Genomic DNA, 24901 nt, shown 5'->3' on the forward strand with positions numbered 1-24901 from the left:
ATGCTCCCGCCACAGGATGGCCGGCCACGCGACGTCATTCCGTGATGCCTCGGTCGGCTGGCGGAGCGCCGCGCTGCCGGGCTTGCGTCGGAAAGCTTGCGACCATGCTGCTTTCGCCACAGGCTGCACGGCGGCGCCAGGCATTGGGCGCACCTTTGTTTCAGCGTTGGCAACCAGGATCTGGCGACGGATGACCCGCAAGATTGTTGTGCTCGACCCCATCACCCCGCAGACGGCCGACCGCATGCGTGAATTGCTGCCCGCCGGCCTGGCCCTGGAACACGCCACCAGCCGCGACGCAGGCCATCTCCGGCAGATCGTTGCCGACGCCGATTACCTTGTTTCGGGCCAGGTCGCGGTGGACAAGGAACTTCTGGCGGCCGCGCGGCAGGCGAAGCTGCTGCACAAATGGGGCGTGGGGGTCGACAATTTCGACCTGGAAGCGGCCAGGGCCCAGGGCATCACCGTGGCCCGCACCACCGGCAGCAATGCCCGCCCGGTGGCCGAGGCGGCGCTGGGACTGACCATCGCGCTGCTGCGCAACCTGGCCTGGGGTCATTCCTCCCTGCGCAGCGGCGAATGGCGGCCGATGAGCCTGCCCAAGGCCAGCTACAGCCTGTTCGGCAAGACGGTGGGCATTATCGGCTTTGGCGCGATCGGGCAGAACCTCGCCAGGCTGCTGCGCCCCTTCGGGGGGCGCATCCTGTACAACAAGACCCGTCCGCTCAGCCCGGAGGAGGAAGCGGAACAGGGTGTTGCCTTCGCCTCCGTCGCCGAGATCCTGCGGGAGGCCGATGTGGTGTCGCTGCATTGCCCCCTGACGCCGCAGACCAGGGGCATGATCGACCGCGCGGCCCTCCGCACCATGAAGCCGACGGCGGTGCTCATCAACGTGGCGCGCGGCGGCGTGGTCATCGAGAGCGATCTGGCCGAGGCGCTGAAGGCGAAGGAAATCCTCGGCGCCGCCATGGATGTCTATGAGGAGGAGCCGACGCCCCCCTCCAACCCGCTGCTGGCGCTGGAGAACGTGGTCTGCACGCCGCACATCGCCGCCATGGCCGCGGACAGTTTCGTGCCCACCATCAGCCAGATGTTCGGCAACATCGACCGCTTCAACCGGGGTGAGCCGGTTGCGGAAGCCGATTTCGTTTGCTGACCGCAGCGGGCGCCAGATGGAGCGGCGCAAAGGGCGCGGCCTGATCCAGCGCCGCCTCCCCTTCCCGCGCGAGTTCCAGCCCTGCCAGGAAGGTGCTGGCGAGCGCGGCGCGCCGCTGCACCGGCAAGGCACCTGGCGGCGGCAGGAAGGCGGTGATGGGCGCGCCGCCCGGATGCTCGGGCAGCAGCCGCCGCAACCGCAGCATCGCATCGGGCAGGCGCCAGAGCGGCGGCGGCGCCGGGCGCCAGGCCTCGCCGCGCTGCGGCTGCTGCAACAGCTTCAGGCAGGCGCGCAGCAATTCCACGATGTCCGCCCGGGGGCCGACACGTTCCTCCAGCACTTCCGGCATGCCGCGCGGCCAGTGGTCGTGGCGGAGCTGCGGGCGGCGCAGCAGCCAATGCCGCGCCGCCTCGGTGAAGGCGCGGTTCTGCAGCCGGCGGCGGAAGGCCTCGGCCTCGTTTTCCGCTTCCCGTGCCTCGGGGCTGTCCTGCGGCAGCAGAAGACGGGATTTCAGCAGGGTCAGCCAGGCCGCCATCACCAGCCAGTCGCCGAGCCGGCTCAGGGGAATGCGGCGGTCCAGCGCGGCGGCATCCAGCGCATCGGCGAACTGCTCGGCCAGGGCGAGGATCGACAGCCGCGCCAGATCCACCTTCTGCCCCCGCGCCAGTTCCAGAAGATGGTCCAGCGGGCCTTCATAAGCGCCGAGGCGGAGATCCGGGGTCGCCTCGCTCATCCGCCCTCCTCATAAACAGGGCGCAGGGTGAAGCGCAGGGTGGGAAAACGCTGCCGAAGCCGCAGCAGGGCCTGCCAGGGGCTCCAATCGGCCGACCAGAAGCGCAGCCGCAGCGCGCCGCCTGTGCTGCGAGCTTCCCGCACATGGCGCAGGGGGCGGGGCGTGCCCCATTCGCGCCAAAGCCAACTCCGCGCCTCCGGATGGTCCGGCCCCAGCGCCAGGATCTCCGGCGGCACGGGGAACAAGGCGTGCAGGTCGAGTGGGCAGGCGGTGCTTTGGCCGATGAGGGATCTGGCCCGCTCCTGCTGCGCGGCCACGGCCTCGCGCAGCTGCTCCGCCAGAATGCGCGCCCCTTCCAGGCTGATGCCACGGGTCTGCGGCGGCGCCGACAGCATCAGGTGCAGCCAGTCCTCCTGCAGCCGCGGCAGGTCGAGCTGCCAGGGCACCAGCCCGGAGCCGGCGGCGGCGGCGCGGAACCGGGCGAGTTCGGCCTCGGCGCCCGCAGCCTCGAAATGATGGTAAAGCCAGTCGGGGTCCGGCGCGGGCGTCACAGGTCCAGCAGCTTCACCGGGCTTTCCGTGACCAGCTTGGCGCGGCGCACATAGCCGCGCATGGTCTTCAGGTCACGATGGCGGGTGTGGTCCATGATCTGCTCGTCCCGGGCGCCGGCCATGTAGGCCTCCGTGACGAAGCCGGCGCGCAGGCCGTGCGGCGACAGCCGCTCGCCGGCTGCGACGGTCAGGCCCGCCTGGGCGGCGCGGCGGCGCAGGATCTGCCACACCGCCTCGGGCACCAGCCGGCCATGGTCGATATTGCCCCACTGGTCCACCCGGCGGAACACCGGGCCGTAGCGCGTGTCGGAAGCCGTGAGCCAGGCTTCCAGCGCGCGGATCGGGCAGGTCTGGGGGCGCCGCCCGCGGGTGATGCCAAGCTCCACCCCCTCCCCCGCCGCATCGGTCTTGGAGCGCGGCAGGGTCAGGCGCAGCCCGCTATCGGTGAAGCGCAGATGCTCGCGGTCGATGCCGACCAGTTCGCTGCGGCGGAGCGCGCCGGCGAAGCCCAGCAGCAGCAGCGCCCGGTCGCGCAGCCCGGCCAGGTCGCCCTGGCAGGCGGCCACCAGCTTGCGCAGCTCAACCGAGGTGAGCGCCGCCGCCTGCCGCTTGCGGCTGCCATGGCTGCGGCGGATGCCTTGCAGGGTGGTGCGGATCGCCGGATGCGCCGCCGACCATGGGTGGCCATGCAGCTTGTGCTGGCGCCCGATCGCGGCCAGCCGGCGCTCCAGCGCCGAGCGGCTGTGGGTTTGCGCCATGCCGGCCAGATAGGCGGCCACCGCCGCCGGCTCGGCGGGCAGCGGGACGCAGCCGGCCAGGGCGCACCATTCGGTGAAGCTTCGCCAGTCGGTCGCATAGGCGCGGCGGGTTTCCGGCGCCAGGGATTGCCGCGCATAGGCTTCCGCCGCAGCCAGCGCGGCCTCGCCGGCATCGGTGAGGATCGTGGGGGCGGGCGGCGCCGGCTCCGCCGCGGCCAGGGCGCCGGAAGCCTGTTCCGGCAGCTTCGCTGGTGTCGTCATGCGCATGCCGGGAGTGTAGTCCGGCGGGGCACGCGCCGCCACCCGGGAGTAACCACGGTCCGATGTTGTGATTTCGTGGACTGGCGATTGTTTTTGGTTATTCTGGCTTCCGGCCTCGTTCGGTCATCGTATCGGACATCCGGTGCCAGGTTCATGCCGACAGGAGATCGCCATGCCTCGCCTGCTTGTGCCCCGCCGTTCCGTTTTGACCGCTCCGCTCGCCCTTCCCTTCCTCGGAACCGCCGCCGGGGCGCAGCCGCGCTCCGTGCAGCTGCTCAACGTGTCCTACGACCCGACGCGCGAATTCTACCGGGACTTCAACGCGGCCTTCACCACGCGCTGGAAGGAGCGGAGCGGCGAAACCCTGCGCGCCAATGTTTCCCATGGCGGATCGGGGCGCCAGGCCCGCTCGGTAATCGACGGCCTGCCCGCGGATGTGGTGACGCTGGCCCTGGCCTATGACATCGACGCCATTGCCGAGCGCGGCCTGATCGCGCCCGACTGGCAATCCCGCCTGCCCGCCAACAGCGCGCCCTACACCAGCACCATCGTGTTCCTGGTACGCAAGGGCAATCCGAAGAACATCCGCGACTGGGGCGACCTCATCAGGCCGGGGGTGGGCGTCATCACGCCCAATCCCAAGACCTCGGGCGGGGCGCGCTGGAACTACCTGGCCGGGTGGGCCTGGGCGCTGCGCCAGCCCGGCGGCGACGAAAAAGCGGCGGAAGCCTTCCTGATGGCGCTGTTCCGCAACGTGCCCGTGCTGGATACCGGTGCGCGGGGCTCCACCACCTCCTTTGTCCAGCGTGGCCAGGGCGACGTGCTGCTGGCCTGGGAAAACGAGGCGCATCTGGCCTTCGCCGAATTCGGCGCAGGGCAGTTCGACATCGTGTACCCATCCTTGTCGATCCTGGCGGAGCCGCCGGTCGCGCTGGTGGACCGCAATGTGGACCGGCGCGGCACGCGCGCCGTGGCCGAGGCTTATCTCAGGGCGCTGTATGAGCCGGACGCGCAGGCCCTCGCCGCACGCCACTTCTATCGCCCGCGCGATGCCGCCGCGCTGGCCGCCGCCGGGAGCCGTTTCCCGGCGCTGGAGATGGTGACCATCGACGACGCGGCCTTTGGTGGCTGGAAACAGGCCCAGGCGCGGCATTTCGATGATGGCGGCGTGTTCGACCGCCTTTACCAGCCGGGCCGCTGACGCCATGGCGGCACCGCCCTCTGCCGCATTGCGCACCCGCCCGGGGAGCCTGGCCTCCCGCCGGGGCCCCTTGCCGGGCTTCGGGCTGAGCCTCGGCGTGGCGCTGTTCTGGCTGTCGGCCCTGGTGCTGATCCCGCTCGGGGCGCTGCTGCTGCGTCCTTGGGAACTGGGAGTGTCGGGCCTGTGGCGGTCGCTTTCGGAGCCGCGCGTCCTGGCGGCGCTGCGCCTGTCCTTTCTCGGCGCGCTCACCGCCTCGGCGGTGACATTGCCCTTTGGGCTGCTGCTGGCCTGGGTGCTGGTGCGGGACCGCTTTCCGGGCCGCCGGTTGCTCGATGCCATGGTGGATCTGCCCTTCGCCCTGCCCACCGCCGTGGCGGGGCTGGCGCTGACTGCGCTTTACGCGCCGAATGGCTGGCTCGGCGCGCCGCTCGCGGCGTTGGGGGTGAAGGTGGCCTACACGCCGCTGGGCGTCATTCTCGCCATGGCCTTTGTTGGGCTGCCCTTCATCGTGCGGACGGTGGAGCCTGTGCTGCGCGATCTGCCGCGCGAGGCCGAGGAAGCCGCCGCGACCCTGGGTGCCAGCCGGCCGCAGATCCTGTGGCGGGTGGTGCTTCCAGCCCTGGCGCCGGCCCTTCTGGCGGGTTTCGCCATGGCATCGGCGCGGGCCATCGGCGAATATGGCAGCGTGATCTTCATCGCGGGCAACATGCCGATGGTCAGCGAGATCGCGCCGCTGGTGATCGTGACGCGGCTGGAGCAGTTCGACTACGCCGGCGCCGCCGCTGTCGGGCTGGCGATGCTGGCCTTGTCCTTCCTGTTGCTGCTGGCCCTGAACCTGGCCACCCGATTCTGGCGCCCGGTGTGACGGCGATGCACGGGGGCCGCTCCTCCCTCGCCGGAACCCTGCTGCTGCGTGGCCTCGCGGTTCTGGTGCTGGTTCTGTTCCTTGGCCTGCCCCTTCTGGCCGTCCTGGCCGAGGCGTTGCGCCGTGGCGCGGGTCCGGCGCTGGCGGCGCTGGCCGACCCGGACGCGCTGGCCTCGATCCGGCTGACCCTTCTGGTGGCGGCCATCACCGTGCCGGTGAACACCGTGGGCGGCCTGGCCGCCGCCTGGTGCATCACCCGCTTCCGGTTTCCCGGCCGGGCGCTGCTGCTGGCGCTGATCGAGCTGCCCTTTTCCGTGTCGCCGGTGATCTCGGGCCTGGTCTGGGTGTTGTTGTTCGGCTCGGCCGGCTGGTTCGGCCCCTGGCTGGAAGAGCGGGGGCTGCAGATCGTCTTCGCCTTGCCGGGGCTGGTGCTGGCGACGCTGTTCGTCACCTTCCCCTTTGTTGCCCGCACGCTGATCCCGCTGATGCAGGAGCAGGGCGCCACGGCGGAGGAAGCGGCGGCCACCCTGGGCGCGTCGGGCTGGCAGAGCTTCTTTCGCGTCACCCTGCCCCAGATACGCTGGGCGCTGCTGTCAGGCGTGCTGCTGTGCAACGCCCGCGCGATGGGCGAGTTTGGGGCTGTGTCGGTGGTGTCCGGTCATATCCGGGGCGAAACCAACACCATGCCGCTGCATATCGAGATCCTGTACAATGAATATCAGTTTGTCGGGGCGTTCGCGGTGGCCGCGCTGCTGGCGCTGCTGGCCCTGGTGACATTGGCTGCGAAAATGGTTCTGGAACGCCGCGGCGGGGGCGCATGAGCGTCATCATCCGGGGGCTTTCCCGGCGCTTCGGCAGCGCCCAGGCGCTGCAGGACATCGAGCTTTCGGTGCGGGCGGGGGAGTTCGTCGCGCTGCTCGGTCCTTCAGGCTCGGGCAAGACCACGCTGCTGCGCATCCTGGCCGGGCTGGACTTCGCCGATGGCGGCACCGTGCAGATCGGCGGGGTGCCCATGGAAGGCGTGCCGGCGCGGCGGCGCGGCATCGGCTTCGTGTTCCAGAACTACGCCCTGTTCCGGCACATGACCGTGTTCGAGAACGTCGCCTTCGGATTGCGGGTGCGGCCGCGCGCCAGCCGCCCGCCGGAGGCGGAGATCGCGGCCCGCGTCCGCCGTCTGCTGGAGCGGATGGGCATTCCCGAACTGGAGCGCCGCCTGCCGGAACAGATTTCCGGCGGCCAGCGCCAGCGCGTCGCCCTGGCGCGCGCCCTGGCGATCGAGCCCCCGCTGCTGCTGCTGGATGAGCCCTTCGGCGCGCTGGACGCGGCGGTGCGGCACGGGCTGCGCCGCTGGCTGCGCGAGCTGCACAACGAGATGAGCCTGACCAGCCTGTTCGTGACCCACGACCAGGAGGAGGCGATGGCTCTGGCCGACCGGGTCGCCGTGCTGCAGGCCGGCCGGATCGCGCAGATCGACACGCCCGAGATGGTGCTGGAACGGCCCGCCAATGCCTTTGTCGCTGGCTTCCTGGGGCAGGCGGCGCGGTTGCCGGCGATGCTGCGCGACGGCGCGGTGGATTTCGCGCCCCTGCCCCTTCCGCCCCTGCCGCGCGAGGCGCTGGTTTCGGCGCCCGATCGGGACGGGCCGGTGCAGGCCTTTATCCGCGCCCATGAATGGCGGGCCGAGCCAGCGGCGCCGGGCCAGGCCAATGCCGTGCTGCGCAGCGCCCGCCCTTCCGGCGGAATGCTGCAGGCCGATATCGCCCTGGGCGAGCTGACGGTGGAGGCATTGCTGCCGGCCGGCCCGTTGCGGGCCGGCTCGCCCTGCCTGCTGCGTCCGCTGACGGCGCGGCTGTTTCCCGCCTGATCAGCGCGCCGGCTGCACCTCCGCGGCCAGGGTCATCTGGTCCACCCGCCCGGCAAAGGCGAGTTCCTTGCGGAAGGCCCAGGTCGAGCTTTCGAAGTAAAGCGGGATCGCCGCCAGGTCGCGGACCGTCAGGGAAACCACCTGCCGCAGCAGGGCTTCCCGCTTCCCGTCATCCATGGTGTGCAGCGCTTCCTTCAGCACCGCATCCAGCTCCGGGTTCGAGTAGCCGCCATAGTTGCGGGTGCCGAGCCCTTCTTCCCGGCTTGCTGTCGCCACCCAGTGGCGCAGGAAGGAGGAGGCCTCCCCGGTGGAGGAGCCCCAGCCGCTCAGGTTCAGGCTGAACTCGTTCTCGCGGCGGCGGGTGAAGAACACCGAGACCGGCATGGTTTCCACCGTGGTGCGGATGCCGATCCGGCTGAGATACTGGGCCAGGGTCTGCGCCATCTTGGCGTCGTTGACGTAGCGGTTGTTGCTGGCATGCAGCACCAGCGAAAAGCCGTCGGGATAGCCCGCCTCCGCCAGGAGGCGGCGGGCCAGGGCCGGATCGAAGGGCAATTCAGGCGCCGGGTCCAACGCACCGCCCATGCCATCCGGCAGGAACTGATGGGCCACCGTGGCCGCGCCCTCCATCACCCGCTCAACAAGGGCCTTGCGGTCAATCGCCGCGGAGATCGCCTGCCGCACCCGAAGGTCGCGGAACGGGTTGGGCCCGCCTTCATTGACCATCGGACTCCGGGCGCGGCCGGTGTCGGGCTGCAGAAACATGATGCGCGTCGATGGCGTGATCTGCTCGGAAAAGCGGCCATCGCGGCGAATGCGTTCCAGGTCCCGCGAGGCGGGGTTCTCGATCAGGTCGAAATCGCCCGCCAGCAGGCCAGCGACGCGCGGCCCGGCGGCCGTGACCGGCCGCAACTCCACCGTGGCCCAGTGCGGCTTCGGCCCCCAGTAACCTTCATTGCGCTGCACCACCAGCCGCTGGCCCGGCAGGTACTCCTTCAGCGCGAAGGGCCCCGTGCCGATCACCGCCTTGCCGCTGTTGAAGTCGCTGATGGAAGGAAAGCTTCCGGCCACGCCGCAGCCATCCTCGGGCGTGAAGCGCATCGGGCGGTCCCCCGCCGCGCGGGCGGACAGGATGGCGGTGTTGGCGAGGTTCACCGGAAGCAGCGGATCGGGGGAGCGCGTGGTCACCACCACGCGGTGCTCCCCTTCCAGCTCCACATTCTCCATGTTCCGCACCGGCTCGGCGAAGGCGCCGGGAGCGGCGGTCGGGTTGTTCAGGATGCGGCAGAAGGTGAACAGCACGTCGCGGCCAGTAAAAGGCGAGCCATCGGTGAAGCGCACATCCTGCCGCAGGTCGAACACCCATTGCCGCTCCCCCCGGGCGCCCCAGCGCACCGCCAGGCCGGGCCCTGGACGCTGCTGCGCGTCGGTCTGCACCAGCGTGTCGAAGATGTGGCGGGTCGCCGTGTAGTTGGAGGTGATCTCGTTGCTCAACGGGTCCATCGCGGTGGTTTCGGCCGCGAGCCCGATCCTCAGCGTCTGCGCCCGGCCGTCCGCCGCGCCCCCGGCCAGCAATGCCGTGGCCAATGCCAGCTGCGTCAATCGCCCTGCCTTCATGCCTGTTCCCCTGCGCCGGCGCTTCCGCGAAGCGTGCCATGATGACCGCAACGTTAAAACCAATTTGCACGATCAGGAACCGTCGAAATGCTGGCGCCGGGCAGCCATGCCGCCGCCATGAAAGCCTTGCCTTGCCCATCGCGCTGGCGGATCATGCCCGCAACAAACCGCATAGCTTCAAGGCCCAAGCGGCGCGTGAGGAAAGCGTATCAGGAGGAATCCCGCTTCATGTGGATCTCCGCGGCCAGCTTATTGCTGGCGCACGGGCTCCGCCCCGCCGCCCGCTTGGCGGAGCCTGACGGTCATGCCACCCACGGCGTGGCCATGATGCACCGGTGCCGGATGGCGTTCCGGCCCCGCTGCTTCGCCGCGAACGACCTGCGGCCGGAACAGGCCGCCGGCCTTCCGGGGAAAAGAGGGCCTCAACGGCATCCGGCATCATCGGCCAACAGGGATGGGCCACGGGCCGGCCCCTGAGTGGCGGGGCAGGGAATGGCAGGGCAGGGAGAAGCCGGGTGGATGTTCCCAACGCCTTGATGTTGACGCAGGACGGCATCATCAACGGCGCCATCTACGGGTTGCTGGCATTGGCCCTGGTGATTGTTTTCACCGTGACCCGGATTGTTCTTGTGCCCCTTGGAGCGTTCGTTTCCTTCGGTGCGCTGACCCTGGCGGTCCTGGAAACGGGCGAACGGCCCGCCACGCTGTGGCTCCTGGCGGCGCTGGCGGTGGGTGCCGCGGTGGCGCGGCTTTGGCGTGCCCGGCGCCCGGCGGAGCGGTGCGGCCTGCGGCAGGACCTGCTCGTCATGCTGTTGCCGGTCCTGCTGGCGGTGGCCCTCACCGAGCTGGTTCATGCCTTTGGTGGGCCGCAGATCCTGCGCGCCCTGCTCGCCCTGCTGATTGTGCTGCCCATGGGGCCGCATCTGTACGACCTTGCCTACCGTCCCCTGGCGCAGGCGGGACCGCTGGCGCTGCTGCTGGCCTCGGTCGCGCTGCATGCCCTGCTGACAGGGGCGGGCCTCGTGATGTTCGGCGCGGGGTCGCATCGCACCACCAGCCTGGCTGAAAGCGGATTGTCGCTCGGCCCGGTTTCGCTGGGCGGCCAGGCGCTGGTGGTGCTGGCGACGACGCTGATGCTGGGCCTCGCCCTGTTCCTGTTCTTCCAGCGCAGCCTGGCCGGCAAGGCCTTGCGGGCCTCGGCGGTGAGCCGGTTGGGCGCGCGGCTGGTGGCGATCTCCCCCGTGCAATGCGCGCATGTGGCCTTCGCCATGGCGGCGGCGATCGGCGCCCTTGCGGGCATTCTGGCCTCGGCGGACACGCCGCTCGCCCATGACACGGGCTTCGGCATCGCGCTGAAGGGCTTCCTCGCCGGCCTCGTCGGCGGCCTCACCTCCTATCCGCTGGCGATCCTCGGCGCCCTCTGCATCGGCCTGGCGGAAGGCTATGCCGCGCTGGCGGGCGGAATGGGCGAGGTGCTGGTTCTTGCCCTGCTGCTGCCGGTGCTGCTGTGCCGCTCCTGGCAGAACAGCCGGGTGGCCGGGGAGAGTGAGGAATGAGCATCGCCCTTTCCCGCGGCGGTGCCCTGCCGCGGGAGCTTCCGCGCGACGATCCGCCGCCGCCGCGCCAGCCATCGCCGGCCGAGCCGGTTCCGACTTCCCTTCGCTGGCTCCTGCCCTGGTCGCTGCTGCCCCTGGCCATCCTGGTGCCGATGCTGCCCGGATTGCCGGCCGCCTGGATGGTGCTGCTGTGCCAGGCCGGCATCGCGGCGCTGGTGGCGCTCGGGCTGGTGGTGCTGACCGGTGTCGCGGGACTGGCTTCGTTCGGACAGGCCATGTTTGTCGGCATTGGCGCCTGTGGCACGGCCCTGGCGACGACGCGCTGGGGATTGTCGCCATGGCTCGGGCTCGGCGTGGCGCTGCTGGGCTCGGGCACGGCGGCGGCGCTGCTCGGCATGGCGACGCTGCGGCTCGGGCGGCATCACCTCGCCCTTGTCACCCTGGCAGCCAACCTGGCCTTCATGACGCTGCTGGAGCGGCAGGACGGGCTGGAAGCGGCCGGGGCCCTGCCTCCCGTGGTGCTGCTGACCCTCGATTTCGCCAATCCCTGGCGCTTCTACATCCTGGTGCTGGCGGTGCTGACGGCCGCCGTGGCGATGACATCCGGCCTGCTGCGCGGGCGCATGGGGCGCGCCCTGCACGCCCTGCGCGGCGGCACCCTCGCGGCCGGGGCGCTGGGCATCAACAGCTTCCACGCGCGCATGCTCGCCCTTGTGTACGCGGCCATGCTGGCGGGGCTGGCCGGCTGGTTGCAGGCGCATCTGGACCGGCTGGTCACCCCGGCGGGCTTTGGCGTGAATGCCAGCATCGACTACCTCCTGATAACGGTGCTGGGTGGTTCCTCCCATATCGGGGGGGCATTGCTGGGTGCCACGCTGTGGACGGCGCTGCGCGAGCCGCTTCTGGCAGCCCTGCCGCCCCTGCTGGGGCTGCAGAGCCATCTGCACCTCGTGGTGTCGGGCGGGCTTTTGCTGTTGTTGCTGCAATGCGCGCCTGGCGGGCTGTGGCCGTTGCTGCTGCGCCCGTTCCGCCGGTGGCTGCCGCCGGTGCCAGCCCCGCAGCCGGCTCGGGAAGCTCCTGCCCTGCCGGCGCGCGCCCGGCCCGGAGCCGGGGCCGAGCTGCTGCGCGCCGTCGCCCTGCGCAAGAGCTTTGGCGGCGTTGCCGCCGTGGACGGGGTGAGCCTCACCCTCAAATCCGGCGAGATCGTCGGGCTGATCGGGCCCAACGGCGCCGGCAAGACCACCACCTTCCACCTGCTCAGCGGCGTGCTGCGGCCCGGAAGCGGGGAAGCCAGCTTCCTCGGGCGCCCCGTGCGCGGCAGGGCGCCGCACGATCTGGCGGCGCTGGGCCTCGCGCGCTCCTTCCAGAAGGTGCATCTGGTTCCGGGCATGACGGTGTTCGAGACCGTGCTGCTCGGCACCCATGCCCGTGGCCGTGCCGGCGTGCTGCGGGCCATGCTCGGGCTGGACGGGGCGGAGGAGGAGGCGCTGCGGGCCGAGGCCTGGCGGCAGATCGAGCGCGTCGGCCTGACGCCCTATGCGCACCGTATCGCCTGCGACTTGCCGCTGGGCCGGCAGCGTCTGGTGGAGATCGCCCGCGCCCTGTGCCTCGACCCCCTGGTGCTGCTGCTGGACGAGCCGGCGGCGGGGCTGCGGCCGCGCGACAAGGCGGAACTGCTGGACCTGCTCGACGATCTGCGCCGCGACGGGCTGGGCCTGGCGCTGGTGGAGCACGACATGGATTTCGTCATGCGCCTCACCGACCATCTGGTTGTGATGAATTTCGGCACCGAGCTGGCGCAGGGCACGCCACGCGAGATCCGCCGCAATCCGGCGGTGATCGAGGCCTATCTGGGAGGGGTCGCCTGATGCCGGCTCTGCTGGTTCTGGACCATCTGGAGGTGGCGCGGGGCGGCCTTCGGATCCTCCATGGCGTCAGCCTGAGCGTGCCGCAGCGGCGGATCGTGGCCATCCTCGGCCAGAACGGAGCGGGCAAGAGCACATTGCTGAACGCGGCGATCGGCGCCCTGCCCTCCCGCGGCGGCATCGCCTTCGATGGCCGTCCGGTCGAGGCGCTGGATCTGGAAAGCCGAGTGCGGCTGGGGCTTTCCCTGGTGCCGGAGAGGCGGGAGCTGTTCGGCAGCATGAGCGTGGAGGACAATCTCCGCCTTGGCCGGTTCCGGCTGCGCGGCGGCGGGCAGGCCATGCTGCGGGAGGTCTTCGCCCTGTTCCCGGCCTTGCAGGAAAGGCGGCGCGACCCGGCCGGCGCGCTTTCGGGCGGTGAGCAGCAGATGCTGGCGATCGGCCGCGCCCTGATGGGCGAGCCGCGCCTGCTGATGCTGGACGAGCCGAGCCTCGGCCTGGCCCCGCAGGCCGTCGGCCAGATCCTCCGCGCGGTGGTGGCACTGCGCGACAACGGATTGTCCGTGCTGCTGGTGGAGCAGAATGCCCGCGCCGCCCTGCGCATCGCGGATCATGGCTATGTGCTGGAGCATGGAAGGGTCGCGCTGGAAGGGCCATCCGGGGACATCGCCGCCGATGGGCGGATCGTGGACGCCTATCTCGGACTGCGCGGCGCCACGGCCTGATCATCGGCGCCCAGGGCCACCTTCGCCCGTGGCTCCGCGAGCCCGTCGCGCAGCGCCGTGGCGAAGGCCTGCACCAGCCCTTCCCGCACCCCGCCCGCCGAGATCATCCCCAGCGACCGCGCATAGCGGGGCCCGCCAGCCGGCAATTTGCGGATCGCCCCCTGTGCCGGCGCCGCGATGCCCCAATCCGGCAGCAGCGCGACGCCCAGCCCCTGCGCCACCAGGATGACGATCGCTTCCTGCGCGTCCAGCTCGAACAATTCGCGCGGCGCCAGCCGGTGGTCCCGCAGGAAGCCATCGACGATGCGGCCGGTCCAGGATGCGCGGTCCATCCGGATGAAGGGCGCCGCTTCCAGCAATCCGGCCACCGTTTCGCCCGCCAGCGCGGCGGGCGCCACCAGCACCAGCGGCTCGTCGCGCAGCCCGCTCCAGCGGAAGCGCTTGGGCAGGGCGAAATGCGGCCGCGGCGCCAGGGCACAGTCGATCTCGCCCCGTTCCAGCATGCGGAGCAACTGCGCCGAGGTGCCGGGCACCACCCTCAGCTCGATGCCGGGATGCCGCTCCGCCATGTGGCGCAGCGCCGGCGGCACCACGCTGATCAGCGCCGTGGAGATGGCGCCGACCCGCAACGGGCCGCTCAACTTCCCCGGCCGGGCGAGAAGGTGCAGCGCCTCGACCCGGCCGAGCAGGTCGCGGGCGGCGGCGAAGACCGCATGGCCGGCTTCGGTCAGCACCACGCCGCGGCCATGGCGGGCCAGCAGCCTGGTCTGCAACTCGGCTTCCAGGGCGCGGATCTGCTCGCCCACCGAGGCGCTGGCGAGATTGAGCTGCCGCGCCGCGCCCACCAGGGATCCCTGCTCGGCGACGGCGCAGAAGGTGGCCAGGAAGCGGGTGTTCATGGTCACCGGATACACCGGAAATTCCGCTGGCTGAATTCGGAAAGCCTGGGTTTTCCGGTGTAATTGCAGCCGCTAGAATGCCCGGCGCATTCCATGCCGGAGAGAACCATGCCCCTTACGCCGGACGCCAAGGGCGTCTACCCGATCGCGCCCACGCCCTTCCATGCCGATGGCCGCATCGACTACGCCTCGATCGACAGCATGATCGATTTCTACCGTTCTGTCGGCAGCACCGGCATGACGGTCCTGGGCGTGATGGGCGAGGCGCCCAAGCTCGACGGGGCCGAGGCGCTGGAAATCGCCACCCGCTTCATCAACCGCGCCGAGGGCCTGCCGGTGATCATCGGCGTGTCCGCACCGGGCTTCGCCGCCATGGCCAGCCTGACGCGTGCGGTGATGGACAAGGGCGCGGCCGGCGTGATGATCGCGCCGCCCAACACGCTCCGCACCGACGACCAGATCACCATCTATTACCGCCAGGCCTCGGAGGCGATCGGCACCGACGTGCCCTTCGTCATCCAGGATTTCCCGCAAACCTTCAGCGTGATGATGACGCCGGTGGTGATCCGCAAGATCGTGCAGGAAAACCCGTCCTGCGTGATGCTGAAGCATGAGGACTGGCCGGGCCTGGAGAAGATCTCCACCCTGCGCGGCTTCCAGGCCGATGGCTCCATGCGGCCGATCTCCATCCTGTGCGGCAATGGCGGGCTGTTCCTCGATTTCGAGGTGGAGCGCGGCGCCGATGGCGCGATGACCGGCTATGCCTTCCCCGACATGCTGTGCGACGTGGTGCGGCTGCAGGCGGAGGGCCAGCGGGACGCCGCGCATGACCTGTTCGACGCCCATCTGCCGCTGCTCCGCTACGAGCAGCAACAGGGCGCGCTGGGCCTCGCGGTGCGCAAATACGTCATGGCCAAGCGCGGCATCATCGCCTCCGACGCGCAGCGCAAGCCCGGGGCGAGCCTGACCGCCAAGGCGAAGGCAGAGGTCGAGTATCTGCTGGCCCGCCTGGCCAAGCACGATCCGCGCGCCGGCCGCACGGCGCGCTGAGACAAGTGCTTCCGCTCCCTCGATCGGGGCGGAAGCGCCTGGAGGGTGTGGAGGCGGACGGTACCGGCTCCACAACCCTCTTGGATCACCGCTGGCGCGGATGGCGTGGCGGCGGTGCGGGATAGCCGTTGCCGCCGACGTTAGCGATTGTCTCTCAGGAGTTACTTTGTCTCGCCTTGCGAGACCAATTAACCCCCGGGTAGGTTTTGCCCGAGATGAGAGAGGAACCCGCCATGACGCTGCCAGCCAACCTCGTGGAGTTCCCCCAATCCGAAGGGGATCGCCTGCGCCTCGCCCTTCGGCGGCTGGAAGCTGCCTTGCAGGAGCAGAAGCAGGCGGTCGCCGCCTTCCGCAACAGCCTTTCGGAGATGCGCGAGGCCACGGCCAGCCTGTCCGGGGGGATGCAGCATTACAACGCGGTGCTGGGGGAAACCGCCGGCAAGGTGGCGGCGGCTGGCGACGCGGCGAGGGCGCTGCAAGGCCGGGCCGACACGATGACGGGGATCAGCTGAGCGAGGCCGCCGTCAGGCTGCTTCCCAGGGGGCTTCCGGAAACGCCTCCAACGGCAGCTTCAGGTAACGGCGGCCATTCGCTTCGGGCGGTGGCAGGCGGCCACCACACAGATTGACTTGCAAGGCCGCGAGCATGAGGCGTGGAATGGGCAGGCTGCGGTCCCGTTCCTGCCGCAGCCGGACAAAGGCGGCTTCGTCCCGCGCCGCCTGCAGATGGATGTTTTCGGCGCGCTGCTGCGCCACGCGGCTTTCCCAGGCGGGCGGGCGGCCATTCGGGCAATAATCATGGCCGGTGAACAACCGGGTCGAGTCCGGCAGGGCCAGGATGCGCCCGATCGAGTGCCACAGCGCCGCCGCGTCCCCACCCGGGAAATCGGCCCGCGCCGTGCCGGAATCCGGCATGAACAGCGTATCATGGACAAAGGCGGCATCCCCGGCGACGAAGGTGACGGAGGCCAGGGTGTGGCCTGGCGTCAGCATCACCCGGACGGGCATCTCGCCGATCTGGAAGCAGTCGCCATCCTCGAACAGGCGGGACCACGGCGCTTCCTCGCCCAGCGCCGGCAGGTTGTAGAGGTCGCGCCACAAGGACCGGACCTCGGTGGTCCGGGCGCCGGTCGCCGTGGCGGCTCCGCTGCGCCGCCGCAGGTAGTCCGCGGCCGAGAAGTGATCGGCATGCGGATGGGTGTCGAGGATCCATTGCAGGCTGAGGCCGGCCATCTCGATGTGCCGCAGCAGCGCATCGGCCGAATCCGTCCCGATGCTGCCCGAGGCCGGATCGAAATCCAGCACCGGATCGATGATGGCGCAGCGGTGGGTGGCGGGATCGCTGACCACATACTGGACGCTGCCGGTGCGCGGGTCATGGAAGGCGGCGACCTCGGGCGAGGCGGGATGTGGGGGATGGCTGCTCATGACGCTCCACTCGACGCGGGCGCAGTGAAAAGCTTGAACATGGCCGGGTCAACCCGGCGTCATGCCGGAGCCATGAAACGGTCATGAACGGAGCCCTGCGCCTCTGATAAGCCCTGCCGGCTCCCGGAGATCCGCCATGCCCGCCAATGCGCCGAAAATCGCCGAAACCCGCATTCATCCTTCCGCCAAACTGCGCGAAGCGGCGATCGGCCGCTGCTGCGAGGTGCCGGAAGGCGTCATGATCGAATACGCCGAACTCGGGGATTACAGCTATCTCGGTCCCGGCAGCATGGTGGCGGATGCCAGCATCGGCCGCTTCTGCGCCATCGCGGCAATGGTGCGGATCGGCGCGCCGAACCATCCCATGGACCGGCCTTCCCTGCACCGCTTCACCTATTGCCCCGAATACTACGACGCGGAAGCGGAGCGGGACGAAGCCTTCTTCGCCGCGCGCCGCGCCGCCCGGGTGACCATCGGCCATGACGTCTGGATCGGCCATGGCGTCACCGTGCTGCCGGGCGTCAAGGTGGGCAATGGCGCGGTGCTGGCGGCGGGGGCGGTGGTCACCCGTGACGTGGCGCCCTACACCATTGTCGGCGGCGTGCCGGCGCGGCTGCTGCGGGAACGCTTCGCGCCGCCTTTGGCCGAGCGCCTGGAGCGCCTCGCCTGGTGGGACTGGCCGCTCGAGATCATCATGCGGCGCCTGCCATCCTTCCAATCCGGGGATGTTGCGGGATTCTGCGACCTTTGGGACCCGCAGCCCGCCGCACCGGGCTGACGATTGCCCCGGTAACGACGGCGCGGGCCCGGCGTTTGTCTGCCAGCAATGGCAGAGGGATGAGCGTGGGGATGAGCATGGCGCAGCACTGGCCCGACCGTCTCTGGATCGTCCGGCATGGGGAAAGCGCCGGCAATGTGGCGCGCGCCGCGGCGCAGGCCGCGCGGCAGGCGCGGATCGACATCGCCGAGCGGGATGTCGATGTGCCATTGAGCCCGCTGGGCGAGGCGCAATCGAGCAGCCTCGGCCGCTGGTTCGCCGGATTGCCGGCGGAGGAGCGGCCGGAGGTGCTGATCACCTCGCCCTATCGGCGGGCGCGGCAGACCGCTGAGCGGATCCGTGCCGCGGGCGCACTGGCGCCTAGCGCCGGGCGGCTCGTGGTGGATGAGCGGCTGCGCGAAAAGGAATTCGGCGTGCTCGACCGCCTGACCCATCATGGCATTGCCGAGCATTACCCGGACCAGCTGGAGTTCCGCCGCTTCCTCGGCAAGTTCTACCACCGCCCACCCGGCGGCGAGAGCTGGTGCGACGTGATCCTGCGGCTGCGCAGCGCCCTCAACACCATCAGCCTGCATCATGGCGGACGGCGGGTGATGATCGTCGGCCATCAGGTGGTGGTGCTTTGCCTGCGATACCTGCTGGAAGGGCTGACGGAGGAAGAGATCCTGGCCATCGACCGCGAGGCCGACGTGGCGAATTGCGGACTGACCGAATACGCCTTCGATCCGGGCCTGGAGGAGGATGGCGGGCTTGTTCTGCGCCGCTACAACTTCACCGTGCCGCTGGAACGGGAAGGCACGCCCACGACCCGTGAGCCGCCTGGTGGAGCGCCGCGATGAGCAGCGGCGCGATGCTCGATGCCGCCTTGCTGCGCGGCCTCCCGCTGCCCCGGCATGGGGAGGGCGACGACAAGAACGCCCGTGGGGCGGTGCTCGTGGCCGGTGGCTGCCGCGAGGTGCCGGGGGCCGTCCTGCTGGCCGGGACCGCGGCGCTGCGGGCGGGTGCCGGGCGGCTGCAACTGGCCAGCGCCGCCTCCGTCGCCGTGCCAATGGCTCTGGCCATGCCGGAGGCGCGGGTGATCGCCCTGCCGGAAACGCCGGACGGCGCCATCGACGGATCGGCGGCGGATCTGCTGGCGGAGCGCGCGGCGCGTGCCGGCGCGCTGGTTCTGGGGCCGGGGATGATGGGCGGCGGGCACAGCGCCGACCTTGTGGCCGGCCTGCTGCCGAAGCTGGAAGGGCCGGCGCTGGTGCTGGACGGCGCCGTGCTGGAAGCCTTGCCGGACCAGCGGGAGGTGCTGCGGCGTCATGCGGGCCGCGCCGTGATCACGCCGCATGACGGGGAAATGGCGCGGCTGCTGGGCACCTCCCGCCAAGCGGTGCTGGCCGATCCGCTTTCCGCCGCCCGCGAGGCCGCGGCGCGGCTCCAGGTGGTGACGGTGATGAAGGGCGGCTGCACCCATGTGGTGACGCCGGAAGGCCGGTCCTGGCGCCATGATGCCGGCAATGCCGGGCTCGCCACATCCGGCTCCGGCGACGTGCTGGCGGGCGTGATCGCGGGGCTCCTGGCGCGCGGCGCGGCGCCGCTGAAGGCGGCCCTTTGGGGCGTTTTCCTGCATGGGGAGGCCGGGCGCCGGCTGGCGCGCGACCAGGGGCCGGTCGGCTTTCTGGCGCGTGAGCTGCCGGCCGGGCTGCCGCGCATCCTGGCGGAGATGGCCGGGTGATGCCGCCCCCATGGCGGAACCCTGGCCTGCCCCCATGTTCCGCGGGCGGCGCCCTTGCCGCATCCAGAAGCGTGGGAAATGTTGATGCCGGAACCGTTTCGCTTCCTGGTCGCCGAAAGCGAGAGCCCCGAGGATCGTGAAGCACGGCGCGCCAGCGCCGGCCGCAGTTCCGGCGAAACCTATGCGGACACGCTGCGGGCGCTGGCGCCCGGCGCGATCTGTGACCAGGTGAAGCCGGCGGAGGAAAGCGCCCCTGCGCCGGACGCGGCCATGATCGCGCGCTACGACGCGGTGTTCCTGTGCGGCTCGCCCCTGCATGTCTACAGCGACACGCCGGAAACGCGCCGCCTCCTGGGCTTCATGCGCGCCGTCTTCGCCGCCGGCGCGCCGGCCTTCGGTTCCTGCGCCGGCCTGCAGGTGGCGGCGGCAGCGGCCGGAGGCCAGGTCGGCGCACGGAAGCAGGGCCAGGAGGCAGGCTTCGCCCGGCGCATCACCGCCACGGCGGAAGGCCGCGCGCACCCCCTGCTGGCGGGCCGCCCCGCCGCCTTCGACGCGCCCGCCATCCATTCCGACGAGGTGACGCGGCTGCCGCCGGGCGCCACGCTGCTCGCCACCAGCGACGGCACGCCGATCCAGGCCGCGGAGATCCGGCACGGCGCCGGCGTGTTCTGGGGCGTCCAGTACCATCCGGAATTGTCGCTGCGGGAAGTGGCCGAAGCCTTGCGACGGCAATCGGAAGGGCTGGTCCGGGGCGGGCTGGCGCGGGATGGGGACGCGGTGGAACGCCATGCCGCGAAGATCGAGGCCCTGGCCGCCGATCCGGGCCGCCGCGACCTTGCCTGGCAGCTTGGTCTGGACCGGCAGGTGACGGAGGCCGCCTTGCGCCGGACGGAGCTGCGCAACTTCATCCGGCATCTGGCCGAGCCCCGGCGCGCGCGCCGCTGCGCGGCCAGGCCGGGCGGCTTCCCCTAGGCCGGCGAGGCGTTCCGCCCGCTCCGCTGCCTGGATCAGGGGCGTTCCATGAGAAGGGTGTCGCGGCGGCCATGCCGCGTGCCAGGATGGGCTGCCTCGCCCCGTCCGGCGAAGGCCATGACGCGCCGGCACGGAACCGGCCGCGCCAGCAACAGGGGGGAGGAGCGCGCATGATCACGGGCCTGCATTTCGACCTTGGTGAAATGGCCGACGCGCTGCGGGAGCAGGTTTCGGCCTTTGCCGCCGACGAGATCGCGCCGCGTGCCGCCGGGATCGACGCGAGCAACAGCTTTCCGATGGAGCTGTGGAGCCGGTTCGGCGCCATGGGCCTGCTCGGCGTCACCGTCGAGGAGGAATATGGCGGCGCCGGCATGGGCTATCTGGAGCATGTGGTGGCGATGGAGGAGATCAGCCGCGCTTCCGCCTCCGTCGGCCTGTCCTATGGCGCGCATTCCAATCTGTGCGTCAACCAGATCCGTCGCAATGGCAGCGAGGAGCAGAAGCGCCGCTACCTGCCGCGCCTGATCTCGGGGGAGCATGTCGGCGCGCTGGCGATGAGCGAGCCCGGCGCGGGCTCGGACGTGGTCAGCATGCGGCTGCGTGCCGACCGGCGCGGCGACCGCTTCGTGCTGAACGGCACCAAGATGTGGATCACCAACGGGCCGGACGCCGATGTGCTGGTGGTCTACGCCAAGACCGATCCGGAGGCCGGGCCGCGCGGCATCACCGCCTTCCTGATCGAGAAGAGCTTTCCCGGCTTCCGCACGGCGCAGAAGCTCGACAAGCTCGGCATGCGGGGCTCCAACACCTGCGAGCTGGTTTTCGAGGATTGCGAAGTGCCGGCCGACAACGTCATGGGCGGTGTCGGCCAGGGGGTCAGGGTGCTGATGAGCGGCCTCGACTACGAGCGGGCGGTGCTGGCGGCGGGGCCTCTCGGCATCATGCAGGCCTGCCTCGACGTGGTGCTGCCCTATGTGCATGAGCGCCGCCAGTTCGGCCGGGCGATCGGCGAGTTCCAGCTGATGCAGGGCAAGATCGCCGACATGTACACGGTGACGAGCGCCGCCAGATCCTATGTCTATGCCGTGGCCCGCGCCTGCGACCAGGGCCGGGTCACGCGCAAGGACGCGGCGGGAGCCATTCTCTACGCCGCGGAAAAGGCCACCTGGATGGCGCTGGAAGCGATCCAGGCGCTGGGCGGCAATGGCTACATCAACGATTATCCGACAGGCCGGCTGTTGCGCGACGCCAAGCTGTACGAGATCGGCGCGGGCACCTCCGAGATCCGGCGGATGCTGATCGGCCGGGAACTGTTCAACGAGACCGCGTGAAAACCCTGACGGCGGCAACGGCCCGCGCCGTGCCGCCGCCCGTCAATCCACCGTGGCGCCGGATGCGCGGACGATCGGCACCCACAGATCGACCTCCTCCTTCACATACCGGGCAAAACGCTCCGGCGTGTAGCCGCGCATGGCAGGCGTGCCCATCTCATCCAGGCGCTGGCGGATCGCCGGGTCTTCCAGGGCTTCGTTGATCGCTGCGTTCATCCGCGTGACGCTGTCCGCCGGCAGGCCCGCCGGGCCGAAGATTCCGTACCAGGAATAGGCTTTGTAATCCCCCAGGCCGGCTTCCGCCGCCGTGGGCACGTCCGGCATCAGGCTGGAGCGCTCCTCGGTCGCCACGAACAGCGTCCTCACCTGGCCAGCCCGGTTGTAGGGCAGCATCAGGCTGGGGATGTCGCTGTTGAAATGCACCTCGCCGGCCAGCATGGCGGTGAAGACCTGGCCGGCGCCGCGATAGGGAACATGCACCGCCGACGCCCCGATGCGCTGCAGGAAGCTGGCCGAGGCAAGATGGCCCGTCGAGCCGATGCCGCTGCTGCCATAGGAATACCTGCCGGGATTGGCCCGCAGCCGGGCCACCCATTCCGCGGTGTCGCGAACCGCCACGCCCTTGGTGATCACGCTGTGGCAGATGGGAATGAAGTTGGTGGGCGCGATGGCGGTCAGGTCCCTGACCGGATCATAGGGCAGCTTGCTGTACAGGCCGGCCGCGACACCCGTCGAGGACAAGGTCGCGAGCACCAGCGTGTAGCCATCGGGCGGGGATTTCGCGACGAAATCTACCCCCAGCGTGCTGCCGGCGCCGGGGCGGTTCTCCACCACGATGCTTTGCCCGAGCAGTTCCGACAGCTTCGGCGCCAGCAGCCGCACGGTGATGTCGGTGCCGCCGCCCGGGCCAAAGGGAACCACCAGGCGGATGGGGTGGCTCGGCCAGGAGCGATCCTGGGCGCGCAGCAGCGCGGGCCGCACCAAGGCCGCCCCCGCGAGGCCGAGGCCCAGCATTCCACGGCGCGTGGCAATGACGCGGGAGGGATGATGATTCCTGTCCGTCATGGTCGGATCACTCCTGTGGCTGGTGGCGGTGTTCCCGCTGTGGCCCCGCTTTCACGATGGCAGCCCTGCATCGGGATGGCCCGCGCTTGTTCAGCAGGATCGGCACGCCGGCGGATATGACAAGGCCGGCTGCCATGAAGGATGCGCCTTTCCCGTCCGCCTGCGCCACATCCGCCCGGCCTGACCCACCAGATCGCCGCCAGGCGCCGTGAGGATGCCGCCCGAGGAATGATCCGTTTGCGGGCCTGCTGCGTTGTGCTGGGTGAAACGAGGGAGGAAGCCGAATGGCCGAACCGGTGGTGATCTGGGGCGCGGGCGCGATCGGCGGCACGATCGGCGCCTTTCTGCGGCGGGCCGGGCATGAGGTGATGTTTGTCGATGTGGTGCCGGAGCATGTGGCCGCCATTGCCGCGGGCCGCCTGCGGATCGAAGGGCCGGCGGCCAGTTTCACGACCGGCGGCCCGGCCTTCCTGCCAGGGAAGGTGCAGGGCCGGTACCGGCTGATCATCCTGGCCGTGAAGGCGCATCACACCACGGCGGCGACCCGCGCCCTTTTGCCGCATCTGGCCGAGGATGGCGCCGTGGTTTCCTGCCAGAACGGTTTGAACGAGCTCACCATCGCCGACATTGTCGGCCGTTCCCGCACCATCGGCGCCTTCGTGAACTTTTATGCCGATTACCTGGAGCCGGGGCGGATCAGCTACGCCAAGCGCGGCGCCGTGGTGGTGGGCGAGCTGGACGGCGCGCGGACGCCGCGCCTGGCGGCGCTGCACGGCCTGCTAAGGGATTTCGAACCCGATGCCATCCTGAGCGGCAATGTTTTCGGCTATCTATGGGGCAAGGCCGGCTATGGCGCGATCCTGAAGGCTTCGGCGCTGACCGATGACACCATCGCGGATTTCATCGCTTCCCCCGCCCGGCGGCCGATGATCGTGGCTCTGGTGCGGGAGATCCTCGCCGTCGCCGCGGCCGAGGGTGTGACGCCGCTGGGCTTCGATGGCTTCGACCCCCAGGCCTTCCTCAAGGGTGACGCCGCCGCGATCGAGCTGTCCATGGGAAGGATGGAAAGCTTCAACCGCGGCTCCGCCAAGCCGCGCAGCGGCATCTGGCGCGATCTCGCGGTGCGGAAGCGCCCAACGGATGTCGCGGCGCAGCTTGCTCCCGTCCGGGCGGCGGCGCGCCGGCACGGATTGCGCATGCCGCTGGCGGATGAGCTGGTGGCGCTGGTCGGGGAGATCGAGCGCGGCACGCGCGTCATTGGCGACGAAGCCGCCGACGCGCTCTGCGCCGTGGCGGCGAGGGGATGAACCGGGCCGCCCGCCCCCCGTCAGGCGGGCAGGCGTGCCGAGTGGCGGCGGATCAGCGTGCCCCGCAGCAGCACGACCTCCTGCGGAAGTGCGGCACCGCCGATCCGCGCCATCAGCAGGTCGAGCCCACGCCCGATCATCGCCTGCAATGGCTGGGCCACGGTGGTGAGGCGGTAGGGCGGGCCGGCGGCGAGGGCGATGCCATCGGCGCCCACCACGGAAATATCGCCCGGCACGGACAGCCCCGCTTCCCGCAGCGCATCCATGACGCCCATGGCCAGCACATCGCTGACACCGAACACGGCATCCGGCCGTTGCGGCGCAGGTAGCGCGGCGATGGCCTGCCCGGCGGCATAGCCTGCCGCGTGGCTGGCGCCGCCGTTGAAGCAGGCCGGCGCCGCGAGCCCCGCGGCGGCGATGCCGCGGGCGAAGCCTTCAGCCCGCCGGGTGCTGGTGGAGGTGTCGGCATTGCCCGTGACCACCGCCAGCCGCCGGTGCCCCGCCGCCGCCAGCAATCCGGCGAGGGCCTCGCCGGCGGCATGGTTGTCGCAGGCCACCGCGCTTTCGAACTGGCGCGGGACGCGGTTCACCATCACCACGGGAACGCCATTGGCGGCGCAGATGGCGGCGGCGCGCGATGACAGCTCGGCCGAGGTGATGAGACAGCCATCCACGCGGTATTGCGTCAGCGCCTCGGCCGTCGCGTCCTCGATCGGGCCATGACCGGCATGCAGCAGCAGCAGGCGGGAGCCCCTGGCTGCCGCCTGGGTCACCGCCTCCTGCATCATCTCGGCGTAAACCGGGTTCTCCATCGGCCCCAGGACCAGGCCGATCAGGCCGCTGCGGCCGCTCACCAGGGTGCGGGCCAGGGCATTGGGGGTGTAGCCGGTTTCGGCGGCCAGGGCCGCGATGCGGGCGCGGACCTCGGCGGAGATGCGGGGATCCCCCCGCAAGGCCCGCGACACGGTGGAAGCAGCCACGCCTGCCCGGCGGGCGAGACTGCCCACCGTGGGGCGGCGGGCCGGCCCACCCTGGCCGGGGGGAAGCGGGGCATCATCCATGGGGAATGGTTACCAGTCCTTGGAACGCAGCGCAAAGCGTTGCACTCAAGGATCAACCGAATTCCAGGTTCACCCTGTTCGAACACTGTGCTATCGATTGCGCAGAAAATGCCGGCGAGCCGGTCCGCAAGGGAGTTGA

Annotated in this window: 24 protein-coding genes; 16 read left to right on the plus strand and 8 right to left on the minus strand. The window is 70.5% G+C overall.

Features of this window, described 5'->3' with window-relative positions; translation table 11 throughout:
- The first annotated feature begins 190 nt into the window (after positions 1–190).
- Complete coding sequence (locus F0Q34_RS14435; protein WP_149812926.1) at positions 191–1156, plus strand: 2-hydroxyacid dehydrogenase; 966 nt, start codon at positions 191–193, stop codon at positions 1154–1156.
- Here the strand turns inward: F0Q34_RS14435 and F0Q34_RS14440 are convergent.
- Genes F0Q34_RS14440 through F0Q34_RS14450 form a run of 3 tightly spaced genes read right to left on the minus strand, consistent with a single transcriptional unit; the run spans position 1113 to position 3459 of the window.
- The gene (locus F0Q34_RS14440) at positions 1113–1889 is read right to left on the minus strand and encodes a segregation and condensation protein A (protein WP_149812927.1); all 777 of its coding nucleotides are present in this window, start codon (positions 1887–1889) and stop codon (positions 1113–1115) included. The genes F0Q34_RS14435 and F0Q34_RS14440 overlap by 44 nt on opposite strands.
- Complete coding sequence (locus F0Q34_RS14445) at positions 1886–2440, minus strand: hypothetical protein (RefSeq protein WP_149812928.1); 555 nt, start codon at positions 2438–2440, stop codon at positions 1886–1888. Before F0Q34_RS14445 ends, F0Q34_RS14440 begins: the two co-directional genes overlap by 4 nt.
- A complete protein-coding gene (locus F0Q34_RS14450) occupies positions 2437–3459 on the minus strand; it encodes a site-specific integrase (RefSeq protein WP_149812929.1) in 1023 nt (340 codons plus the stop codon). Before F0Q34_RS14450 ends, F0Q34_RS14445 begins: the two co-directional genes overlap by 4 nt.
- 172 nt (positions 3460–3631) lie before the next feature.
- On the opposite strand from F0Q34_RS14450, the gene F0Q34_RS14455 reads away from it, so the two are divergent.
- From F0Q34_RS14455 to F0Q34_RS14470, 4 genes are read left to right on the plus strand one after another with little or no spacing between them, the layout of a single operon-like run.
- Positions 3632–4660, plus strand: a complete 1029-nt coding sequence (locus tag F0Q34_RS14455) for a sulfate ABC transporter substrate-binding protein (protein WP_149812930.1) — start codon at positions 3632–3634, stop codon at positions 4658–4660.
- A 4-nt stretch (positions 4661–4664) separates the two neighbouring features.
- Positions 4665–5525 (plus strand): sulfate ABC transporter permease subunit CysT, encoded by an 861-nt coding sequence (cysT, locus tag F0Q34_RS14460; protein WP_149812931.1) that lies wholly within the window; start codon positions 4665–4667, stop codon positions 5523–5525.
- Positions 5526–5530: 5 nt separating this feature from the next.
- The gene (cysW, locus tag F0Q34_RS14465; RefSeq protein ID WP_149812932.1) at positions 5531–6346 is read left to right on the plus strand and encodes a sulfate ABC transporter permease subunit CysW; all 816 of its coding nucleotides are present in this window, start codon (positions 5531–5533) and stop codon (positions 6344–6346) included.
- Positions 6343–7389 carry a sulfate/molybdate ABC transporter ATP-binding protein gene (locus F0Q34_RS14470; RefSeq protein ID WP_149812933.1) on the plus strand — a complete coding sequence of 349 codons (1047 nt, stop codon included), beginning with the start codon at positions 6343–6345 and terminating at the stop codon, positions 7387–7389. The genes cysW and F0Q34_RS14470 overlap by 4 nt, the downstream gene beginning before the upstream one ends.
- Here the strand turns inward: F0Q34_RS14470 and F0Q34_RS14475 are convergent, their stop codons facing one another.
- Positions 7390–8991, minus strand: a complete 1602-nt coding sequence (locus tag F0Q34_RS14475; protein WP_206668031.1) for an ABC transporter substrate-binding protein — start codon at positions 8989–8991, stop codon at positions 7390–7392.
- A gap of 530 nt (positions 8992–9521) precedes the next feature.
- Between F0Q34_RS14475 and F0Q34_RS14480 the strand changes: the two genes are divergently transcribed.
- From F0Q34_RS14480 to F0Q34_RS14490, 3 genes are read left to right on the plus strand one after another with little or no spacing between them, the layout of a single operon-like run.
- Positions 9522–10562 (plus strand): ABC transporter permease subunit, encoded by a 1041-nt coding sequence (locus tag F0Q34_RS14480; protein ID WP_149812935.1) that lies wholly within the window; start codon positions 9522–9524, stop codon positions 10560–10562.
- Positions 10559–12430 (plus strand): branched-chain amino acid ABC transporter ATP-binding protein/permease, encoded by a 1872-nt coding sequence (locus F0Q34_RS14485; protein ID WP_149812936.1) that lies wholly within the window; start codon positions 10559–10561, stop codon positions 12428–12430. Before F0Q34_RS14480 ends, F0Q34_RS14485 begins: the two co-directional genes overlap by 4 nt.
- The gene (locus F0Q34_RS14490; RefSeq protein ID WP_149812937.1) at positions 12430–13149 is read left to right on the plus strand and encodes an ABC transporter ATP-binding protein; all 720 of its coding nucleotides are present in this window, start codon (positions 12430–12432) and stop codon (positions 13147–13149) included. Before F0Q34_RS14485 ends, F0Q34_RS14490 begins: the two co-directional genes overlap by 1 nt.
- On the opposite strand, the gene F0Q34_RS14495 is transcribed toward F0Q34_RS14490, so the two are convergent.
- Positions 13119–14048 carry a LysR substrate-binding domain-containing protein gene (locus F0Q34_RS14495; RefSeq protein WP_149813021.1) on the minus strand — a complete coding sequence of 310 codons (930 nt, stop codon included), beginning with the start codon at positions 14046–14048 and terminating at the stop codon, positions 13119–13121. The genes F0Q34_RS14490 and F0Q34_RS14495 overlap by 31 nt on opposite strands.
- A gap of 108 nt (positions 14049–14156) precedes the next feature.
- On the opposite strand from F0Q34_RS14495, the gene F0Q34_RS14500 reads away from it, so the two are divergent.
- Positions 14157–15098 carry a dihydrodipicolinate synthase family protein gene (locus tag F0Q34_RS14500; RefSeq protein ID WP_149812938.1) on the plus strand — a complete coding sequence of 314 codons (942 nt, stop codon included), beginning with the start codon at positions 14157–14159 and terminating at the stop codon, positions 15096–15098.
- A 233-nt stretch (positions 15099–15331) separates the two neighbouring features.
- Positions 15332–15610 (plus strand): hypothetical protein, encoded by a 279-nt coding sequence (locus F0Q34_RS14505; RefSeq protein WP_149812939.1) that lies wholly within the window; start codon positions 15332–15334, stop codon positions 15608–15610.
- 12 nt (positions 15611–15622) lie between these two features.
- Here the strand turns inward: F0Q34_RS14505 and F0Q34_RS14510 are convergent, their stop codons facing one another.
- Positions 15623–16525 (minus strand): MBL fold metallo-hydrolase, encoded by a 903-nt coding sequence (locus F0Q34_RS14510; RefSeq protein ID WP_149812940.1) that lies wholly within the window; start codon positions 16523–16525, stop codon positions 15623–15625.
- Positions 16526–16661: 136 nt separating this feature from the next.
- Between F0Q34_RS14510 and F0Q34_RS14515 the strand changes: the two genes are divergently transcribed.
- The 5 genes from F0Q34_RS14515 to F0Q34_RS14535 all read left to right on the plus strand — a co-directional run bounded on the left by F0Q34_RS14515 (position 16662) and on the right by F0Q34_RS14535 (position 21329).
- Positions 16662–17303 carry a DapH/DapD/GlmU-related protein gene (locus tag F0Q34_RS14515; protein ID WP_149812941.1) on the plus strand — a complete coding sequence of 214 codons (642 nt, stop codon included), beginning with the start codon at positions 16662–16664 and terminating at the stop codon, positions 17301–17303.
- A 59-nt stretch (positions 17304–17362) separates the two neighbouring features.
- A complete protein-coding gene (locus F0Q34_RS14520; protein ID WP_241665494.1) occupies positions 17363–18142 on the plus strand; it encodes a histidine phosphatase family protein in 780 nt (259 codons plus the stop codon).
- Positions 18139–19026, plus strand: coding sequence for an NAD(P)H-hydrate dehydratase (locus F0Q34_RS14525; protein WP_206668032.1), 888 nt, complete (start codon positions 18139–18141; stop codon positions 19024–19026). The genes F0Q34_RS14520 and F0Q34_RS14525 overlap by 4 nt, the downstream gene beginning before the upstream one ends.
- A gap of 84 nt (positions 19027–19110) precedes the next feature.
- On the plus strand, positions 19111–19998 hold the full coding sequence (locus tag F0Q34_RS14530; protein ID WP_149812942.1) for a glutamine amidotransferase-related protein: 888 nt from the start codon (positions 19111–19113) through the stop codon (positions 19996–19998).
- Between the two features lie 170 nt (positions 19999–20168).
- Positions 20169–21329: an isovaleryl-CoA dehydrogenase gene (locus tag F0Q34_RS14535; RefSeq protein ID WP_149812943.1), complete on the plus strand. Its 1161-nt coding sequence runs from the start codon at positions 20169–20171 to the stop codon at positions 21327–21329.
- 42 nt (positions 21330–21371) lie between these two features.
- Here F0Q34_RS14535 and F0Q34_RS14540 read toward each other — a convergent pair whose 3' ends face one another.
- Positions 21372–22394, minus strand: a complete 1023-nt coding sequence (locus F0Q34_RS14540) for a Bug family tripartite tricarboxylate transporter substrate binding protein (protein ID WP_149812944.1) — start codon at positions 22392–22394, stop codon at positions 21372–21374.
- A gap of 284 nt (positions 22395–22678) precedes the next feature.
- Between F0Q34_RS14540 and F0Q34_RS14545 the strand changes: the two genes are divergently transcribed.
- The gene (locus tag F0Q34_RS14545) at positions 22679–23701 is read left to right on the plus strand and encodes a ketopantoate reductase family protein (RefSeq protein ID WP_149812945.1); all 1023 of its coding nucleotides are present in this window, start codon (positions 22679–22681) and stop codon (positions 23699–23701) included.
- Positions 23702–23721: 20 nt separating this feature from the next.
- Here F0Q34_RS14545 and F0Q34_RS14550 read toward each other — a convergent pair whose 3' ends face one another.
- Complete coding sequence (locus tag F0Q34_RS14550) at positions 23722–24762, minus strand: LacI family DNA-binding transcriptional regulator (RefSeq protein WP_149812946.1); 1041 nt, start codon at positions 24760–24762, stop codon at positions 23722–23724.
- Positions 24763–24901 lie beyond the last annotated feature (139 nt).

The sequence above is a fragment of the Teichococcus oryzae genome (assembly GCF_008386565.1).
Lineage (GTDB): Bacteria > Pseudomonadota > Alphaproteobacteria > Acetobacterales > Acetobacteraceae > Pseudoroseomonas > Pseudoroseomonas oryzae.

What these genes read in the sequence shown, in the direction of transcription:
- F0Q34_RS14545 (WP_149812945.1), top strand. Translation starts at nt 22,679, where the DNA reads ATGGCCGAACCGGTGGTGATCTGGGGCGCGGGCGCGATCGGCGGCACG.
- F0Q34_RS14435 (WP_149812926.1), top strand. Translation starts at nt 191, where the DNA reads ATGACCCGCAAGATTGTTGTGCTCGACCCCATCACCCCGCAGACGGCC.
- F0Q34_RS14455 (WP_149812930.1), top strand. Translation starts at nt 3,632, where the DNA reads ATGCCTCGCCTGCTTGTGCCCCGCCGTTCCGTTTTGACCGCTCCGCTC.
- F0Q34_RS14470 (WP_149812933.1), top strand. Translation starts at nt 6,343, where the DNA reads ATGAGCGTCATCATCCGGGGGCTTTCCCGGCGCTTCGGCAGCGCCCAG.
- F0Q34_RS14500 (WP_149812938.1), top strand. Translation starts at nt 14,157, where the DNA reads ATGCCCCTTACGCCGGACGCCAAGGGCGTCTACCCGATCGCGCCCACG.
- F0Q34_RS14505 (WP_149812939.1), top strand. Translation starts at nt 15,332, where the DNA reads ATGACGCTGCCAGCCAACCTCGTGGAGTTCCCCCAATCCGAAGGGGAT.
- F0Q34_RS14540 (WP_149812944.1), bottom strand. Translation starts at nt 22,394, where the DNA reads ATGACGGACAGGAATCATCATCCCTCCCGCGTCATTGCCACGCGCCGT.
- F0Q34_RS14510 (WP_149812940.1), bottom strand. Translation starts at nt 16,525, where the DNA reads ATGAGCAGCCATCCCCCACATCCCGCCTCGCCCGAGGTCGCCGCCTTC.
- F0Q34_RS14525 (WP_206668032.1), top strand. Translation starts at nt 18,139, where the DNA reads ATGAGCAGCGGCGCGATGCTCGATGCCGCCTTGCTGCGCGGCCTCCCG.
- F0Q34_RS14535 (WP_149812943.1), top strand. Translation starts at nt 20,169, where the DNA reads ATGATCACGGGCCTGCATTTCGACCTTGGTGAAATGGCCGACGCGCTG.
- F0Q34_RS14485 (WP_149812936.1), top strand. Translation starts at nt 10,559, where the DNA reads ATGAGCATCGCCCTTTCCCGCGGCGGTGCCCTGCCGCGGGAGCTTCCG.
- F0Q34_RS14530 (WP_149812942.1), top strand. Translation starts at nt 19,111, where the DNA reads ATGCCGGAACCGTTTCGCTTCCTGGTCGCCGAAAGCGAGAGCCCCGAG.
- F0Q34_RS14440 (WP_149812927.1), bottom strand. Translation starts at nt 1,889, where the DNA reads ATGAGCGAGGCGACCCCGGATCTCCGCCTCGGCGCTTATGAAGGCCCG.
- cysW (WP_149812932.1), top strand. Translation starts at nt 5,531, where the DNA reads ATGCACGGGGGCCGCTCCTCCCTCGCCGGAACCCTGCTGCTGCGTGGC.
- F0Q34_RS14550 (WP_149812946.1), bottom strand. Translation starts at nt 24,762, where the DNA reads ATGGATGATGCCCCGCTTCCCCCCGGCCAGGGTGGGCCGGCCCGCCGC.
- F0Q34_RS14450 (WP_149812929.1), bottom strand. Translation starts at nt 3,459, where the DNA reads ATGACGACACCAGCGAAGCTGCCGGAACAGGCTTCCGGCGCCCTGGCC.
- F0Q34_RS14520 (WP_241665494.1), top strand. Translation starts at nt 17,363, where the DNA reads ATGAGCGTGGGGATGAGCATGGCGCAGCACTGGCCCGACCGTCTCTGG.
- F0Q34_RS14515 (WP_149812941.1), top strand. Translation starts at nt 16,662, where the DNA reads ATGCCCGCCAATGCGCCGAAAATCGCCGAAACCCGCATTCATCCTTCC.
- cysT (WP_149812931.1), top strand. Translation starts at nt 4,665, where the DNA reads ATGGCGGCACCGCCCTCTGCCGCATTGCGCACCCGCCCGGGGAGCCTG.
- F0Q34_RS14495 (WP_149813021.1), bottom strand. Translation starts at nt 14,048, where the DNA reads ATGAACACCCGCTTCCTGGCCACCTTCTGCGCCGTCGCCGAGCAGGGA.
- F0Q34_RS14490 (WP_149812937.1), top strand. Translation starts at nt 12,430, where the DNA reads ATGCCGGCTCTGCTGGTTCTGGACCATCTGGAGGTGGCGCGGGGCGGC.